An 18275-nucleotide genomic window follows, 5' to 3' on the forward strand; every position below is an offset into this window, starting at 1 on the left:
GATAATCCCTTCTTCTCTAGGATAGCCCGGTTAATCATCGGTTAATCAACGCCACACATTGTGTGTCCCACTTGCTTCGAACTAAGGCTTGATCATGCGGCATCTGTTTATCTTCCTGCTGGTAGTGTTTGCTGGATTCGCCCAGGCCGCGCCGGGCAACAATCCTTTCGAGACCAAACCCGATTTTCTCCCCGTGGGCAAAGCCTTCACCTTTACCTCCGAGCGTCTGGCCTCCGGCGAAACCCAGCTGTTCTGGCAGATTGCCGACGGTTATTACCTGTACCAGCAGCGCATGAAGTTCGACGGCCTGGCCGAAAAGCCGACGTTGCCCCAGGGCGAAGCCCATAGCGACGAGTTCTTCGGCGAGCAGCAAGTCTATCGCCAGGGCCTGGAAGTGAAGATTCCTGCCGGCGCCACCGGCCAGGTCAAGGTCGGCTGGCAAGGCTGCGCCGATGCCGGCCTGTGCTACCCGCCGCAATCGATCACCGTGGACCTGGGCGGCAACCCCGCCGTCGCCGCTACCGGCCAGGCCCAGGACCAAAGCCTGGCCAGCGGCCTGCAACAGCGCAGCCTGGGCTGGAGCCTGCTGGTGTTCTTCGGCCTGGGCCTGCTGCTGGCCTTTGCCCCGTGCTCCTTGCCGATGCTGCCGATCCTCGCCGGCCTTGTGGTCGGCAGCGGCGCCAGTCCACGCCGCGGCTTTGCCCTGGCCGCCAGCTACGTGGTGTGCATGGCGCTGGTGTATGCCGCCCTCGGCGTATTGGCCGCACTGCTCGGCGGCAACCTCGCCGCCCTGCTGCAAACCCCGTGGATCCTCGGCAGTTTCGCCGCGTTGTTTGTGATCCTGGCCTTGCCGATGTTCGGCTTCTTTGAACTGCAACTGCCGGCCTTCCTGCGGGACCGCCTGGATAACGTCAGCCGCAACCAAAGCGGCGGCAGCCTGGTAGGTGCCGGCGTGCTCGGCGCCTTGTCCGGCCTGCTCGTAGGCCCGTGCATGACGGCGCCCCTGGCCGGCGCCCTGCTGTATATCGCCCAGAGCGGCAACGCCCTGCATGGCGGCCTGATCCTGTTTGCCATGGGCATCGGCATCGGCGTGCCGCTGTTGCTGCTGGTGACCGTAGGTAACCGCTTCCTGCCCAAGCCCGGTACGTGGATGAATATCCTCAAGGGCATCTTCGGCTTCCTGTTCCTCGCCACCGCCGTGTTGATGATTCGCCCGGTAGTCGGCGAAACCCTGTGGCTTGGCTTGTGGGGTGTGCTGGCGCTGGTCATGGCCTATTGCGGCTGGCGGCTGGCCCGGGATTTCGGGCGCACCGCCATGCTGTTCGGTGCCGGCTCCCTGGTACTGGGCCTTTGGGGCAGCGTATTGGTGATCGGCGCGGCCGGCGGCAGCGACGACCTGTGGCAACCGTTGAAGGTCTACAGCGGCTCGCGGGTGGCCGCAGCCCCCACCGCCCACGAAGCCTTCATGACCATCAACGACCCGGCCGTGCTGCAAAGCCAGCTCGACAGCGCCAAGGCCCAGGGCCAATGGGTGCTGGTGGACTACTACGCCGACTGGTGCGTGTCGTGCAAGATCATGGAAAAACAGGTGTTCGGCAAACCCGAAGTCCTCGACGCCCTCAAGGATGTGCGCCTGCTGCGCCTCGACGTAACCGCCGACAACGCCGCCAGCCGCGAGCTGCTGGGCCGCTACAAGGTCCCCGGCCCGCCGAGCTTCGTCTGGATCGGCCCCGACGGTGAAGAGCGCCGCGCCCAGCGCATCACCGGCGAAGTCGACGCCGCCGCCTTCCTGCAACGCTGGACCCAAGCCCGGGAAGCCCTCTGATGCTGACACTGACTATCGGCACGTTCGCTATCGCCCTGAATCACTTGCTGCTGATCACGGCGTTGATCCTCGCCACCCTGGTGGGCTGGCGCGTGGCCAAGCGTGGCGGCGAGAACCCGGAGTCGGTGCTGTTCACCCTGTTCTTGCTGGGCATGCTCGCCGCCCGCGTCAGCTTTGTGCTGATGTACTGGACGTACTACCAGAATGACCCGCTGCAAATCGTCGACCTGCGCGATGGCGGCTTCCTCGCCTGGCCCGGCGTCATCGCGCTGGTCCTCGGCGCCTTGGTCTACGGCTGGCGCCGCCCGCTGTTGCGCAAGCCACTGAGCGCCGGGGTGATCACCGGCCTGGCGTTCTGGGCCTTGACCAGCCTGTCCCTGACCCTCTACGAAAAAGGCACCCAACTGCCGGACATTGCCCTGCGCAACGCCAATGGCGAAACCGTGCAACTGGCCGACTACAAGGGCGGCCCGCTGGTGATCAACCTCTGGGCCACCTGGTGCCCGCCGTGCCGGCGTGAAATGCCAGTACTGGAAAGCGCCCAGCGCCAGCGCCCGGACGTGACCTTCCTGTTCGTCAACCAGGCCGAAAGCATGCAAAGCGTCGCCACCTACCTGGCGACCCAGGGCCTGAACCTGGACAACGTGCTGTTCGACGCCAGCGGCCGCCTCGGCCAGGCCGTGGGCTCCATGGCCTTGCCCACCACCCTCTTCTATCAACCGGACGGTCGCCTGATCAACAGCCACCTGGGCGAGTTGTCCCAAGCCAGCCTGGCCCGCGCCATGGAGCGCTTCGAACCGATCAACGCCAAGCCGGCCCTGCCGGCCACCACAAGGAATTCGCCATGCTCCGCCTCCGCCACCTGCTGACCCTGTTGCCCCTGACCCTCGCTGCCACTTTGGTCCACGCCGAAGACTGGCCGGCGCCGATCAAGAACATCGAGGCCAAGGGTGCCAAGATCATCGGCAAGTTCGACGCGCCCAGCGGCCTCACCGGCTACGCCGCGCAGTACCAGAACCGTGGCATGGCGCTGTACCTGACCGCAGACGGCAAAAGCGTGATCGCCGGCAACCTGTACGACGCCGCCGGCAATGACCTGAGCACTGCGCCCCTGGAAAAACTGGTGTACGCGCCCATGGCCAAGGAGGTCTGGGCGAAGATGGAACACAGCAACTGGATCCAGGACGGCAACAAGGACGCGCCACGCATTGTTTATCTGTTCAGCGATCCGAACTGCCCGTACTGCAACATGTTCTGGGAACAGGCGCGGCCGTGGGTGAAGGCAGGCAAGGTGCAGTTGCGGCACATCATGGTGGGGATTATTCGTGAGGACAGCCCTGGCAAATCCGCCGCGCTGTTTGCCGCCAAGGATCCGCAGCAGGCCCTGGAAGCCCATGAGTCGGCCGGTAAAGGCAGCAAGTTGCAGGCGCTGGAAAAGATCCCGGCGGATATCCAGGCCAAGCTCGATTCGAACATGAAGCTAATGGATGAGCTGGAATTGTCGGCGACGCCGGCGATTTTCTATCTGGATGACAAGGGCGGTTTGCAGCAACAGCAAGGGGCGCCGTCGCCGGATAAGTTGGTGAAGATTCTGGGGCCGAAATAAGCGGCGACCGGTCTGACGCCATCGCAGGCAAGCCAGCTCCCACATTTTTGAATGTGTTCACAATCCAAAATGTGGGAGCTGGCTTGCCTGCGATGAGGCCGTCACAAACAGCGAAGATTCAGCGCCTTACAACCCCTCCAGCTCCGCCATCAAATCACTCAACCGATCCACCTTCTCCGCGCTGATCTCATTCGCCGCCAGCCCGTCGATATACCCCGCCAACTCCTCCACCGTGCTGCACTCGAACATCGCCCGCAACGGCACATCCCGCTGCAGCGTCTTCTGCACCCGTGAAGCAATCTGCGTGGCCAGCAACGAATGCCCGCCCAGCTCAAAGAAGTTGTCCTGCACCCCGACCCGCTCGACCTTGAGCACTTCGGCCCAAATCCCGGCCAACGTCTGCTCCAGCTCATTACGCGGCGCCAGATAATCCTGGCTGTGCAACTGGCCGATCTCCAGTACCGGCAAGGCCTTGCGGTCCAGCTTGCCGTTGGCGTTCAGCGGCAAACGGTCGAGCCACAACCAATGCAGCGGCACCATGTACTCCGGCAACTCGGCCCGCAGGCGCTGCTTGATGCGATCAAGGCGCTCGCCCGGGTTGAGCTGCGCATCAGTCGCCACCAGATAACCCACCAGATGCTTGCCATTGACGCCCTCCTGCACCCCGACGGCCGCATCGCGAACTTCCGGTTGCTCATGCAGGCGCGCTTCGATTTCGCCCAGTTCGATCCGGTAACCACGAATCTTCACCTGATGGTCGATGCGACCGACATATTCCAACACCCCATCACTGCGACGGCGGGCCAAATCCCCTGTTCGGTACAACCGGTCCGCACCAAATGGATTCGGCACAAACGCTTGCGCCGTGCGCACCGGGTCGCTGACATAACCACGACCCACACCGGTCCCGGCCACGCACAACTCGCCGACGGCGCCTTGAGGCACCAGCTCCAGCGCGCCGTCCAGCAGGTACAACCGGTTGTTGTCGGTCGGCGTACCAATCGGCAGATAGGTGCTACGGGTTGACGCCAGGTCGACGCGGAAGAACGCCACGTCGTCCGAGCATTCCGCCGGGCCATAAGCGTTCACCAGGCCAATCTCCGGATAACGCAGCAACCACTGGTGCGCCAGCTCCGGTGGCATCGCTTCACCGGTCGGCAGCATCCAGCGCAAACCCTCCAGGCTGATGCGATCCTGGGCGAGCATGCCCTGGATCAGCGACGGCACGCTTTCCAGTACGGTGATGCCCTGGGCCTGGACGTGAGCCAGCAAGCCTTGGGGATCATGGGCAAGGGTGTTCGGCACAATGTCCACCCGCGCCCCGAACAGTGGTGCGGCGAGGAATTGCCACACCGAGATATCGAAGCTTTGCGAGGCGGTCTGGGCGATGACATCGTCCTGGCCCAGGTTCAGGTACGGCACCTTGCTCAACTGGTTATTCAGCATGCCGCGCTGTTCCACCATCACGCCCTTGGGCAAGCCGGTGGAACCCGAGGTGTAGATCACGTAGGCCAGGTTATCCGGCGCGCTGTAGATGCCCGGGTTCTGCTCTGACCCCACCAGCTCCTCCCACACCAGCAGCCTCGGTCGCGAGCCACAGGCAAACTCTTCCAGCAACACCTGCGCCTGCTCAAGGCACGCCTCGGTGCACACCAGTAACGGCGTACGGCTGAGGTCGATGATCCGGCTCAGGCGCTGGCCCGGCAGCCCCGGATCCAGCGGCAGGTAACCCGCACCGGCCTTGAAGCTGCCGATGATCATGCCCAGCAAATCCAGATTGCGCTCCGCCAGCAACGCCACCGGTTGATCCAGCCCGACACCGGCGGCAATCAGCGCATGGCCCAGACGGTTACTGTGCCGGTTCAGCTCGGCATAGCTCCATTGCTGATCCAGGCAACTGGCGGCAATCCGTTGTGGATGCCGTGCCACTTGCTCCTCGAACAGCTCGACGTAACTGCGTTCCAGCGGGTATTCATGCTCGCTCTGGTTACAGACCTCCACCAGGAACTCACGCTCCTGTTCGCCAATCAGCGGCAAGTCGGCCATATCGCCGTGGAAGCCCTGCACCAATGCCAGCAGCAGGCGCTTGAATTCGCCGAGCATGCCTTGCACGGTGGTTTCATCGAAATAACGCTGGTCGTAAGACAGGTGCAAGCCCAGGTCATCCCCCGGGTAGCACACGGCGGTCAGGGGGAAGTTGGTGTGGGTGCGCCCGGAATCCGAGGTGGCATTCAGGCTTTGCGCACGGTCCAGCACCGAGACTTCCACCGGGGCGTTTTCGAACACGAACAGGCTGTCGAACAGCGGCTGCCCCTTGGGCAGTTCGCTGTGCTCCTGGATGGTCACCAGCGGCAGGTATTCATACTCACGCAGTTGCATATTGCTGTCGAGCAGGCCGCTCAACCATTGGCGCACGCTGCACTTCTGGTCGTCCTCAGGCAGCTGCACCCGCAACGCGATGCTGTTGATAAACAGCCCGACGGTGCGCTGCATCTCCGGCATTTCCACCGGGCGCCCGGCCACGGTGACGCCGAACAGCACGTCGCGATCACCACTCAGACGCCGCAGCACCAGGGCCCACGCCGCCTGGGCGAAGGTGTTCACCGTCAGTTGATGAGCCTGGGCCAACTCGCGCAATTGCGCACCGTCGCGCACATCCAGGCGGGTGTAGCAGTCCCCCACCACCATGCCGCCGCTGTGGCCGGCGTGTTCCCGCAGGAACGGCCGGTCGCTCGGGATCGGCGTGGTGCGTTCAAAGCCTTTCAGGTTCTGCTGCCACCACTGACGCGCCTCGGCCAGGTTCTGGCGTTGCAGCCAGGCGATGTAGTCGCGGTAACGCGGCGGCGTCGCCAGTTGCGCCTCGCGGCCTTCGCCGAGGGCCATGTAGATGTCGAAGAAATCGTTCATCAGCAGCGAGCGGCACCAGGCATCGATCAGGATGTGGTGGTTGCTCATCATGAACCAGTAGCGCGCCTCGCCCACGCGGATCAGCCGCAGGTGGAACGGCGCCTGGTTGAGCAGATCGAAGCCGGCTTCGCGCTCGCTTTTCAGCAGCGCTTGCAGACGCGGTTCCTGTTCACTTTCAGGGTCGACGCTCCAGTCGAGGTATTCGATCGGCGTGCTGCCTGGCTTGTGGATAACCTGCAGCATGTCTTCACCGACGTTCCAGCAGAACGAGGCACGCAACGCTTCATGCCGAGCGATCACCGCCTGCCAGGCCTGGGCAAAACGCTCCGGGTCCAGGGCGCTGTTGATGCGGTAGCGGTCCTGCATGTAGTAGAGGCCGGTGCCCGGTTCCAGCAGGGTGTGCAGCAGCAAGCCTTCCTGCATCGGGGTCAGCGGGTACACGTCTTCGATGGCAGTGGCCGGCACCGGCAGTGCATCGAGTTGCCCTTGGGTCAGGTGCGCCAGCGGGAAGTCCGACGGCGTGAGGCCGCCGGCGTCTGGCTTGAGGCAATGCTCGATCAGGCTCTGCAATTCTGCCAGGTAAGCGTCCGCCAGTTCAGCGATGGTCTGGCTGTCGTGACGCTCGCGGCTGAAGGTCCAGCGCAGCACCAGTTCACCGCCATACACCTGGCTGTCGACGCTCAGCTCGTTGGGCAGCGGCGCGTCCGGGTCGTGGGCGGTGCCGGCAAACTCCTCCAGCGGGTGGAACAGCGCATCGGCACCAAAGCTCTGGTCGAACTGGCCAAGGTAGTTGAAGGTGATGCTGGCCGTCGGCAACGCGGCCATGGTCTGGCGGCACAGGTCGTCGGCCAGGTAGCGCAGCACGCCATAACCCAGGCCTTTGTGGGGCACGCCGCGCAGTTGCTCCTTGATCGCCTTGATCGAGGCGCCCTGCCCGGCGGCTTCTTCGATGTGCAGCGGGGTCAGGCGCAGCGGGTAGGCACTGGTGAACCAGCCGACGCTGCGGGTCAGGTCGATCTCGTCGAACAGGGTTTCGCGGCCGTGGCCTTCCAGCTGGATCAGGGCCGATTCATGGCCGCTCCAGCGGCACAACACACGGGCCAGTGCGGTCAGCAGCAAGTCGTTGACCTGGGTGCGGTAAGCGCTCGGCGCCTGCTGCAACAGCTGGCGGGTGCGCTCGGCATCCAGGCGCACGCTGACGGTATCGGCGTCGCGATTGCGCAGTGAACCTTGCGGGCGATCCACCGGCAACTCAACGGCAGGGCCGGCCAACTGCTGCTGCCACACGTCCAGTTCTTCACGCAGGGATTCGCTGCCGGCATAGGCCTGCAAGCGTGTCGCCCAGTCGCGCAAGGCGCTGGTCTTGGCCGGCAGGCTGACAGGTTGGCCGTCGCTCAACTGGCGGTACACGGTCTGCAAATCTTCCAGCAACACGCGCCAGGAAACGCCGTCCACCACCAGGTGATGGATCGCGATCAGCAGGCGACGCTGGCCTTGAGGACCGTCTACCAGCAGCGCACGCAACAGCGGGCCATGGGCAAGGTTGAGGCTGCGTTGGGTGTCGGTGAACAGCGCGTGGCACTGCTCCATGTCCGCCACCTGGGCTTGCAACAGCAGGCCGCCTTCCGGCACCGCCAGGTGTTCGGCGTGCCAATGGGCATCGCGCTGGGTGAAGCTCAGGCGCAAGGCGTCGTGGTGCTCCAGCACCGCCAGCAGGGCTTGCTCCAGGCGATGGGGTTCCAGGGGTTGAGCCGGTTCCAGCAGCAGTGCCTGGTTCCAGTGTTGACGCTCGGGAATGTCGGTGTCGAAGAACCAGTGCTGGATCGGGGTCAGCCCGGACGCGCCGGTCAACACGCCTTGTTCGGCGATGACCTGCTCGGTGCGGGTCGCCACGGCGGCCAGGGTCTGCACGGTCTGGTGCTGGAACAGATCACGCGGGCTGAAATGAATCCCCGCCTGACGCGCGCGGCTGACCACCTGGATCGACAGGATCGAGTCACCGCCCAGTTCGAAGAAGTTATCGTCGAGGCCCACCTGTTGCACGTTCAACACCGCACACCAGATCGCCGCCAGGGTTTGCTCCAGCTCGTTGCGCGGGGCCACGTACTGTTGACGGTTCGCCTCGGGGTCCGGCTGCGGCAAGGCGCGGCGGTCGAGTTTGCCGTTGGCGGTCAACGGCATGCTGTCGAGGACGATCAGGTGCGCGGGCACCATGTAGTCCGGCAGCTGCGCCTTCAGATGGGCCTTGAGTGACTCACGCAAGGCGCCGTGTTCTTCGTCGCTGACCAGGTAGGCCACCAACTGTTTGCCACTCGGAGAATCCAGCGCCAGCACCACCGCTTCACGCACCGCTGCGTGTTCCAGCAGGCGGGTTTCAATTTCTCCCAGCTCGATACGGAACCCGCGAATCTTCACCTGATGGTCAATACGACCGAGGTATTCCACCAGGCCATCGGCCCGCTGGCGCACCAGGTCACCGGTGCGATACAGGCGACCGCCATTCGTGGCAAACGGATCAGCCACAAACCGCTCCGCCGTCATGCCCGGGCGCTGGTGGTAACCCTGGGCCAGGCCGGCACCGCCGACATACAACTCGCCGGTGGCGCCTTGCGGTACCAGGGCCAAATCCGCATCCAGAATGTATGCGACACGCGCGCCGATAATGCTGCCGATCGGCACGCTGCCGGCGCCCTCTTCCAGCGTGTCCGGAGCAAGACTGGCCAGCGGCATCACCACCGTTTCAGTCGGACCATAGGCGTTGAAAAACAGCGCTGGCTTGAACGCGGCGCGGATGCGCTGCAAGTGTTCGCCGGTCAAGGCTTCACCGCCGGTGATGCACATGCGCACCGGCAAGGTCTGGTTTTGCGTGGCCAGCCATTGCGCCAACTGACTGCCGTAGCTCGGGGTAAAGCCGAGGATATTGATGCGGTGCTGACGAATCAGCCCGCAGATTTCTTCCGCATCCCATTGGCCCTGGGCCCGCAATACAACCTGCGCGCCACTGAGCAGCGGCACCAGCAGACGCTCGGTGGCGGCATCAAAGTTGATGGAATAGAAGTGCAGCTCGCAGTCATCCGGGCGCATGCCGAAGCGCTCGATCACCGCCTGGCAATGCATGGCGATTTCACCGTGGGACACCACCACGCCCTTGGGCTTGCCGGTGGAGCCGGAGGTGTAGATCAGGTACGCCTGGTGTTGCGGCAGGCTGATGAAAGGCAGCTCGCCGGCCGAATAGCTGGCCAATGTCGGCAGGTCATCTTCCAGGCACCAGCGGCCGACGCTGGCGGGCAACTCGCCCAGCGCGTCGAACATCGCGGCGTCGCTGAGCAGCAGGCCGATGCCGCTGTCTTCGATCATGTAGTGCAGGCGGTCCAGCGGGTATTCCGGGTCCAGCGGCACATAGGCGCCGCCGGCCTTGAGGATCGCCAGCAGGCCGACGACCATCTCCAGCGAACGCGGCAGCGCCAGGCCAACCCGCACCTGCGGGCCTACGCCACGTTCGCGCAGCATCCAGGCCAGGCGATTGGCGCGGCTGTCGAGTTCGCTGTAGCTCAGGGTCTGCCCGGCAAAGGTCAACGCCGGGGCGTCGGGACGGGCCAGGGCCTGCTCGCTGAACAGGTGATGGATGCACTGGTCGAGGCGATGTTCGCCGGCTTCAATGCCGAGGCTGTCTTGCAGCGAACGCTGTTCGGCCGCCTCCAGCAACGGCAACTCGCTCAGGCGCTGGTGCGGATCGGCGAGCAAGGCTTCCAGCAGGTTTTTCCAGTGCGTGGCCATGCGGGCAATACGCGGCTCGTCGAACAGGTCGGTGCTGTAGGTCAGGCAGCAACCCAGGCGATGGTCGAGGTCGGTGACTTCCAGGTTGAGGTCGAACTTGGTGGCGCGGGCATCGTTGGCCAAGTACTCGACAGTCATCCCGGCCAGCGTGCGGCTTTGCTGGAACTCCCAGCGCTGCACGTTGCACATCACCTGGAACAGCGGGTTGTACGCCGCGCTGCGGGGTGGTTGCAGGGCTTCCACCAGGTGGTCGAACGGCAGGTCCTGGTGAGACTGACCTTCGATCACCGTGTGACGCACCTGCTCGAACAATTCCCCGACGCTCATTTGCCCGTTGAGCTGGCAACGCAGCACCTGGGTGTTGAGGAACGCGCCGATCAGCCCTTCGCTTTCCGGGCGAATGCGGTTGGCCACCGGCGCCCCGATACGCAGGTCGGTCTGGCCGCTGTAGCGGTAGAGCAACACGGCCAGTGTGGCGGTCATGGTCATGAACAAGGTCAAACCACGCTCGGCGTTGAAGGCACGCACGCGGGCGGCCAGGTCATCGCTCAAATCGAAACGGTACAGCTCGCCCTGGTGACTTTGCACCGGTGGGCGCGGACGGTCGCCCGGCAGTTCCAGCAGTGGATGCTCGGTGCCCAGTTGCGCGGTCCAGTAATCCAGCTGGCGCTGACGCTCGCCGGATTCCAGCCACTGCCGTTGCCACACGCTGTAGTCCAGGTATTGCACCGGCAGCGGCGCCAGCGGCGATTCGCGGTCGTCGATAAAGGCTTCGTACAGCGCGCTGAGTTCACGGGCAAAGATGTCCATGGCCCAGCCTTCGGTGACGATATGGTGCAGGGTCAGCACCAGGTAATGTTCCTGCTCACCGGCCTTGACCAGGCAGGCACGCAGCAGCGGGCCGGTTTCCAGGTTGAACGGTGTATGAGCCTCATGGTCGGCCAGTTGCTGCACACGCTGTTGGCGCTCGGCTTGATTGAACGCCGAGAAGTCCTGCCAATCCATGCGCACGCCGGTTTGCGCCGCGACCTTTTGCTGCGCCACGCCGTTGATGCTCGGGAAGGTGGTGCGCAGGGTTTCGTGACGCATGATCAAGGCCTGCAACGCCGCCTCGAAACGCCCCACGTCCAGCACCCCGCGCAGCCGCGCCATGCCGCCGACGTTATACGCCGGGCTGTCCGGTTCCATCTGCCAGAGGAACCACATGCGCTGCTGGGAATAGGACAGCGGCACCGGTTGGCTGCGGTCGACCTTGCCGATGGCCAGTTGCTGGTTGCGTTGGCCCGAGGCCTGGATCAGGCGGACCTGCTCGGCGAAAGCCCCCAACTCGCTGGCTTCGAACAGCGTGCGCAACGGCAGCTCGACGTCGCAGGCCTGGCGGGTGCGGGAGATGATTTGCGTGGCCAGCAACGAATGGCCGCCGAGGGCGAAGAAGTCATCCCGCAGGCCGATGCGTGGCAGGGCCAGCACTTCGCGCCAGATCCCGGCGATTTGCTGTTGCAGCGCTGTTTCGGGTTCGACGTGTTCACGCACTTGCCACACCGGTTCCGGCAAGGCACGGCGGTCGAGTTTGCCGCTGGGACTCAGGGGCATTGAGTCCAGGCGCATCAACTGCGCCGGCACCATGTACTCCGGCAGCTCGGCGGCCAGGGCGGTTTTTACGTCCTGTTCATCCAGCGGCTCGTTGGCGGTGTAGTAACCGATCAACTGAGCACCGGCAGCGGTTTCGCGCACCAGCACCACCGCTTGGGCGATGCCGTCGAGGGCCAATAGACGCGCTTCGATTTCTTCCGGTTCGACACGGAAGCCACGCAGTTTGACCTGCTGGTCCAGGCGACCAAGGTATTCCAGCACACCGTCGGCACTCCAGCGCACGCGGTCACCGGTGCGATACAGACGTGCGCCCGCCTCGCCCAACGGGTCGGCGACGAATCGTTCAGCGGTCAGCCCCGCACGCCCAAGGTAACCGCGAGCCAGGCCGATGCCACCAATGCACAACTCACCCGGCACACCTGCGGGCAGCGGATTGAACTGATCATCCAGCACGCGGCAGATCACGTTGCCCAGTGGCCGGCCAATCGGCGAGCGCTCGCCGTCTTGGGCCTGGCAATGCCAGTGCGTCACGTTGATCGCGGTTTCGGTGGGGCCATATCGGTTGTGCAACTGCACCGCCGGCAACTGCGCCAGCACCCGGTTGCGCAACTCGGCAGGCAATGCTTCACCGCCGGAGAACAGGCGTCGCAGGCTGGTGCATTCGGCGGCCAACGGTTCATCGACAAACAGCTGCAACAGCGGCGGCACAAAGTGCAGCGTGGTCACGCCGTGTTCCTGCACCAACTGGGCGATGCGATGCGGGTCGCGGTGCTCACCCGGCCCGGCCAGTACCAGCCGGCAACCGGTGATCAACGGCCAGAAGCATTCCCACACCGACACGTCGAAACTGATGGGTGCCTTTTGCATCAGCACATCGGTTTCATCCAGTGGGTAGGTGGCTTGCATCCACTGCAAACGCTCGGCCAGGGCAGCATGGGTATTGCCCACGCCCTTGGGCTGGCCGGTGGAACCGGAGGTGTAGATCACATAGGCAAGGTTGTCGCCGTTCAGGTGCAGGCCCGGCGCGTGGGTCGGCCAGCTTTCCAGCTTGAGGCTGTCCATGGCGATGACGCACACGCCTTCAGCCGTGGGCAGTTGCTCCAGCAGCGAGGTCTGGGTCAGCAGCAGTTGCACGCCGCTGTCCTTGAGCATGTAGGCCAGGCGTTCGGCCGGGTAATCCGGGTCCAGGGGCACGTAGGCGCCGCCGGCCTTGATGATCGCCAGCAGGCCGATCAGCAGTTGCGGCGAACGCTCGGCGGCGATGGCCACGCACACGTCCGGGCCGACGCCTTTGTCCCGCAGGTAATGGGCCAGGCGGTTGGCCTGGGTGTGCAGTTGGGCGAAGCTCAGGCTCGCGTCCTGCCACACCAGCGCCGTGCGTTCCGAGACCTGTTGGTTGAGTTGTTCCGGCAGCCACTGCTGCGCCGCCGCGCAAGGTGCTGCGCTCCACTGGTGTTGCTGGGAGTGCTCGTCGGCGTGCAGCAGTTTCAAGTCGCCGATGGCCTGCTGCGGTTGCTCGCACGCGGCTTGCAGCAGGTTGATGAAGTGCTCCGCCAGACGCTCGATAGTCGCGGCGTCGAACAGTTCGTCGGCGTAGTCGAAGGACAGGCTCAGGCGCCCGTTACGGTCTTCTTCGCTGTGCAGTTGCAGGTCGAACTTGGCTTCGCGGCTGTGCCACGCCAGCTCGTCGGCCAACAGGCCCGGCAGGCGGCGCAAGGCGCCGAGGTCGCGTTGCTGGTGGTTGAACATCACCTGGAACAGGCCTTGCTCGCGGGCTTGGGGGAAGGCTTCCAGCAGTTGTTCGAAAGGCAAATCCTGATGCGCCTGGGCGCCCAGCGCCGCGGTTCGCGTCGCCGCCAGCAACTCGGCGAAGGGCAGGCGCGCGTCCAGTTCGGCACGCAGCACGAGGGTGTTGATAAAGAACCCGATCAGGCCCTGGGTTTCCTGGCGCGGACGGTTGGCGCTGGGTATGCCGATGCGGATATCGCGCTGGCCGCTGTAGCGATGGAGCAGACTCTGGAACGCCGCGAGCAACAGCATGAACGGAGTGGATTCGTGGGCCTGGGCGGTCTTGCGAATGGCTTCGCCGAGGCTCGCGCTCAAACGCACACTGTGACGTGAAGCACTGCGCACATGTTGAGCCGAACGCGGATGATCGGTGGCCAGGCTCAGGGTCGGGTGTTCGTCGCCCAGTTGTTGTTTCCAGTACGCCAGTTGCCGCTGACCCTCGCCTTCGGCCAGCCATTGGCGCTGCCAACTGCCGTAGTCGGCGTATTGCAGGGCCAGGGCTGGCAGCTCAAGGGTCTGGCCCAGGTAGGCAGCGGCGTACAGGCGGGCAAACTCATCGATCAATACGCTGAGGGACCAACCGTCCGCGATGATGTGGTGCAGCGTCACCAGCAACTGGTGGTCTTCGTCATCCAGGCGTACCAGCGTGACCCACAGCAGCGGGCCTTTCTCCAAATCGAGCTGGGTGCGGCCTTCGTCTTCGCGGATCTGGTTTGCGCGGGTTTCGCGCTCGGCGGCCGGCAGGTCGCTGAGGTCGATAACTTGCAGGTCGAAATCCACCTTGGCATCGACCCGCTGAAAGCCTTGGCCATCGCGCTCAAAGAAGCGCGTACGCAGGGCTTCGTGACGCTGGATCAGTTGCTGGAAGCTTGAGCGCACCGCGTCTTCGTCCAGCTCGCCACGCAAACGCAGGCCGCCGGGAATGGTGTAGGCACTGCTTTGCGGGTCGAGTTGCCAGGTGATCCACAGGCGGTTTTGCGCCAGGGATTGCGGCAGGTCTTCCTGGCGCGACAGGGCCTGGATCGCGCCTTGGGCGACACCGCCGTCCTGTTGCAATTGCGCGACGCCGGCGGCGAAGGCGGCCAGGGTTGGCGCTTCGAACAACAGCCGCAGGTTCAGCTCCAGGCCAAGGGTTTCCCGCAGCCGGGCGACCACCTGGGTGGCGCTGATGGAGTTGCCCCCCAGCAGGAAAAAGTGATCGTCGGCGGCGACTTGCGTCACCTGCAATTGCTCGCACCAGATCGCGGCAATTTGGCTCTGCAACTCGGACTCCAGCGCCGCATCAGCGGCCTGGGCCGGCACGCCGGGGAACTGCGCATAACTGTCGAGACTGCCATCCGCCAGGCGCGTGCGGCAGGCCGAACGCTGCACCTTGCCACTGGAGGTTTTCGGCAAGCCACCGGGATTGAGCAACACCACCACGCTCGGGGCTTCCTGGCAGGCCTCGGCCACCGCTTGGCGAATCGCCTTGATCAGCGCTTCGGGTGGCAGGATTTTCTGCACGCTACGGCTGATTTCCGCGGCGATGCCGATGCCTTCCTGGCCGTTGTCATTCACCGCAAACGCCGCGACCCGGCCCTTGCGCACCACTTCCACTTCGCGTTCGATGGCTTGCTCGATGTCCTGGGGATACAGGTTGTGGCCCCGCACGATCAGCAGGTCTTTGAGGCGGCCGGTGATGAACACTTCACCGTCGCGCATAAAGCCCAGGTCGCCGGTTCGCAACCAGGTGCGTCCTGCGTGCTGGACGAAGGTCTTGGCGGTGGCCTCAGGGTTGCGCCAGTAACCGTGGGCGATGCTCGGGCCGGTGGCCCAGAGTTCACCGACGGCATTGTCGGGGAGCGTCGCCAGGGTGGCGGGGTCGGCAATCAGCACCGCGTGTTCAGGCTGGCTGGTACCGCAACTCATGATCGCCGCGCCCTGCCCCGGCTCGGCGCGATTGGCGGCCAGGGCCTGTTCGTCGAGACGCAGGGCCGGGATACCCTGGCCACGAGTGCCGCCGGCAACGAACAGGGTGGCTTCGGCCAGGCCGTAGGACGCGAAGAAATTGTTCGGGGTAAAACCGCAGGTGGCGAACTTCTCGGCGAAACGCTCGAGGGTGTCGAGGCGGATCGGCTCGGAGCCGGAATACGCCACGCGCCATTTGCTCAAGTCCAGGCGCTCCAGCGCCGAATCACTGACCCGTTCGCTGCACAGCCGATAGGCGAAGTCCGGCCCGCCGCTGATGGTGCCGCCGTATTCGCTGATCGCTTCCAGCCAGCGCAGTGGCCGGCCGAGGAAGTACGCCGGCGACATCAACACGCACGGCACGCCGCTGAAGATTGGCTGCAGCAGGCCGCCGATCAGGCCCATGTCGTGGTACAGCGGCAGCCAGCTGACGATCACGTCGTCGGGGTTCAGGTCGATGCCAAAGCCCCGGCGGATCAGCAATTCGTTGGCCACCAGGTTGCCGTGGGTGACTTGCACGCCCTTGGGCAACGCGGTGGAACCGGAGGTGTATTGCAGGAAGGCGATGTCATCGTCTTGCAAGTTCGGTGCGACCCAATTGCCCGCGATTTCGGGGCTGAGGCTGTCGACGCACAGCAACTGCGGCGCGCCTTCGAGTTGCAGCAGCGCATCACCGAGGCTGGTGGTGGTCAGCAGCACGCTTGGCTCGGCGTCCGCGATGATCGACAGCAGCCGCTCCTGATGATGACGGCGAGTGGACTCCGGCGGGTACGCCGGCACCGCGATCACCCCGGCGTACAGGCAACCAAAAAACGCCGCGACGTAGTCCGGCCCGCTGGGGAACAACAGCACCGCACGGTCACCCAACCCGGCATTGGCCTGCAAAGCGGCGGCGATGGTGCGGGCACGCAGGTCGAGGTCGCGGTAACTGAGGACAGCGCCCTGCTCGGCCGTCTCGGCGAGGAAGCGCAACGCCAGTTGATCCGGGGTTTGCGCGGCGCGGCGTTGAAGGGACTGAACCAGGGTGCGGGGAAGTTCGAAGGCGTCCATCGTGGGGTTCCTGCCTGAAATCGGCTTACTGGGAAATCGGGGAATGTGTGGCCAGGGGGCTTGTTCAGCCGGCTGCCCGGGCCATCTGCCGCGCGGCGTCATTGCGCCAGCGGGCCAGGTGTTCGTCGGCGTAACGCCGCACACAGCGCAGTACAGAACTCTCGTGCTGCACCAGGAAGAAGTGGTGACCGTCGAACATGTCGAGGGAAAAACCGCTGGCGGTGTCTTGCTGCCAGTCCAGCAATTGATCGGCGGTCACTGTGTCTTGCTTGCCGCCGAATACATGGATGGGCAGCCTCAGCGGCTCGCGCTCGCCATACTCGAAACTGCCGCACAGGAGGAAGTCAGCCCGCAGGATCGGCAGCATCAACTGCATCAGCTCGGCGTTAGCCAATACGTCCTCGCCGGTGCCCTTGAGTTCACGCAGGCGGGCGATCAGTTGCTCGTCGTTTTTCTCGATGGCGTATTCGCTGACATCGCGGCAGGCCGGGCCGGCGGTGCCGGACGCGAACAACGCCAGTGGCTGCGGTACACCCCGCTCACGCAGGGCATGGGCCAGTTCGAACGCCAGCAGGCCGCCGAGGCTGTGGCCAAACAAAGCGTAAGGGCCGTCCAGCTCGGCGCTGATCTCATCGGCCAGTTGCCCGGCCAGGGCCTTGATGTCGCGCTGCAGCGGCTCGTCCATGCGCATGCCGCGCCCCGGCAACTCCAGCGGGCGCACCTGCAACCACTCGGGAAGCGCCCGCCGCCAGCGGCTGTAGACCATGGCGCTGGCACCGGAATAAGGCAGGCAAAACAGGCGTAATCGAAGCGGCGTGTTCATTTCAGACCACCCCGACCCACACGATAAAAACCCATTTTGTACTCCTCCAGGCGCTGATCCTTGGCCGGTTTGTTAACTGGCCTTTCACCCATGAGAACGGATGGCACCTGGAAATAATTAGTCAGCGAGACGCGGTTCACACCTCTCGATAAAGCATAAGATTAGTTCGTCTTCTCATTTGACAATCATTATCATTAAGCATAATTTGTTGCCCGATGTGTAGGAGGCCTCAGCAAGGACGCCCTCCCCCAACCTTCTCTTGCAACTAGGTGATTTCCATGACGGAACAAGTATCCACAGGCAGGTGCGACTCACCCCTCCTTCAGGCCTTTGTCGATAACCGGCTGATCCTGGTCAAGATCGCCGCGCGTATTACCGGCTGCCGCTCTCGCGCCGAAGACGTGGTGCAGGACGCCTACTTCCGGTTGCAATCGGCACCGACCATTACGTCCTCGTTCAAGGCGCAGCTCAGTTACCTGTTCCAGATCGTGCGTAACCTGGCCATCGATCACTACCGTAAGCAGGCGCTGGAGTTGAAGTACTCCGGTACTGAAGAGGAAGGTTTGAATGTGGTTATTCACGGGGCTTCACCTGAGACTTCGCACATCAATTTCTCCACCTTGGAAAACATTGCGGATGCATTGACCGAGTTGCCTCAGCGCACGCGGTATGCGTTTGAGATGTACCGGTTGCATGGGGTGCCGCAGAAGGATATTGCCAAGGAGCTTGGGGTTTCGCCGACGTTGGTGAACTTCATGATTCGGGATGCGTTGGTGCATTGCCGGAAGGTTTCCGGGACTCACAGCGACACGTTTGCGCGGCGGGTTTGATTGGCTCTGCTGTTGAGTACATATCCGATATTTGGGTGATGGCTTAGATTGGTTCCGCTCTTACAGCGGGTCACTTTTGAAAGGAGCCCAAAAGTAACCAAAAGGCTCTTGCCCCACCACTCGGTGCCT

General features: G+C 64.0%; 6 protein-coding genes. 4 read left to right on the top strand and 2 right to left on the bottom strand.

Annotated elements, in window-relative coordinates; all coding sequences use genetic code 11:
- The first annotated feature begins 94 nt into the window (after positions 1-94).
- The 3 genes from dsbD to dsbG are packed head-to-tail and all read left to right on the top strand — an operon-like array spanning position 95 to position 3431.
- Positions 95-1825, top strand: a complete 1731-nt coding sequence (gene dsbD, locus HX875_RS08310; protein WP_177042813.1) for a protein-disulfide reductase DsbD — start codon at positions 95-97, stop codon at positions 1823-1825.
- Positions 1825-2694: a TlpA disulfide reductase family protein gene (locus HX875_RS08315; protein WP_177042814.1), complete on the top strand. Its 870-nt coding sequence runs from the start codon at positions 1825-1827 to the stop codon at positions 2692-2694. The genes dsbD and HX875_RS08315 overlap by 1 nt, the downstream gene beginning before the upstream one ends.
- Complete coding sequence (gene dsbG / locus HX875_RS08320) at positions 2670-3431, top strand: thiol:disulfide interchange protein DsbG (protein WP_177042815.1); 762 nt, start codon at positions 2670-2672, stop codon at positions 3429-3431. The genes HX875_RS08315 and dsbG overlap by 25 nt, the downstream gene beginning before the upstream one ends.
- Before the next feature lie 126 nt (positions 3432-3557).
- Here dsbG and HX875_RS08325 read toward each other — a convergent pair whose 3' ends face one another.
- Both HX875_RS08325 and HX875_RS08330 read right to left on the bottom strand, forming a co-directional pair.
- Positions 3558-16493 carry a non-ribosomal peptide synthetase gene (locus HX875_RS08325; protein ID WP_177042816.1) on the bottom strand — a complete coding sequence of 4312 codons (12936 nt, stop codon included), beginning with the start codon at positions 16491-16493 and terminating at the stop codon, positions 3558-3560.
- A 64-nt stretch (positions 16494-16557) separates the two neighbouring features.
- Positions 16558-17316 (bottom strand): thioesterase II family protein, encoded by a 759-nt coding sequence (locus HX875_RS08330; protein ID WP_177042817.1) that lies wholly within the window; start codon positions 17314-17316, stop codon positions 16558-16560.
- 278 nt (positions 17317-17594) lie between these two features.
- On the opposite strand from HX875_RS08330, the gene HX875_RS08335 reads away from it, so the two are divergent.
- Entirely contained in the window at positions 17595-18146 is a 552-nt protein-coding gene (locus tag HX875_RS08335) for an RNA polymerase factor sigma-70 (RefSeq protein ID WP_076953019.1), read from the top strand.
- Positions 18147-18275 lie beyond the last annotated feature (129 nt).

The sequence above is a fragment of the Pseudomonas yamanorum genome (assembly GCF_013386765.1).
Taxonomy (GTDB): domain Bacteria; phylum Pseudomonadota; class Gammaproteobacteria; order Pseudomonadales; family Pseudomonadaceae; genus Aquipseudomonas; species Aquipseudomonas yamanorum_A.

Coding starts and splice junctions, on each gene's coding strand:
- HX875_RS08335 (WP_076953019.1), top strand. CDS start 17,595: ATGACGGAACAAGTATCCACAGGCAGGTGCGACTCACCCCTCCTTCAG.
- HX875_RS08330 (WP_177042817.1), bottom strand. CDS start 17,316: ATGAACACGCCGCTTCGATTACGCCTGTTTTGCCTGCCTTATTCCGGT.
- HX875_RS08325 (WP_177042816.1), bottom strand. CDS start 16,493: ATGGACGCCTTCGAACTTCCCCGCACCCTGGTTCAGTCCCTTCAACGC.
- dsbG (WP_177042815.1), top strand. CDS start 2,670: ATGCTCCGCCTCCGCCACCTGCTGACCCTGTTGCCCCTGACCCTCGCT.
- HX875_RS08315 (WP_177042814.1), top strand. CDS start 1,825: ATGCTGACACTGACTATCGGCACGTTCGCTATCGCCCTGAATCACTTG.
- dsbD (WP_177042813.1), top strand. CDS start 95: ATGCGGCATCTGTTTATCTTCCTGCTGGTAGTGTTTGCTGGATTCGCC.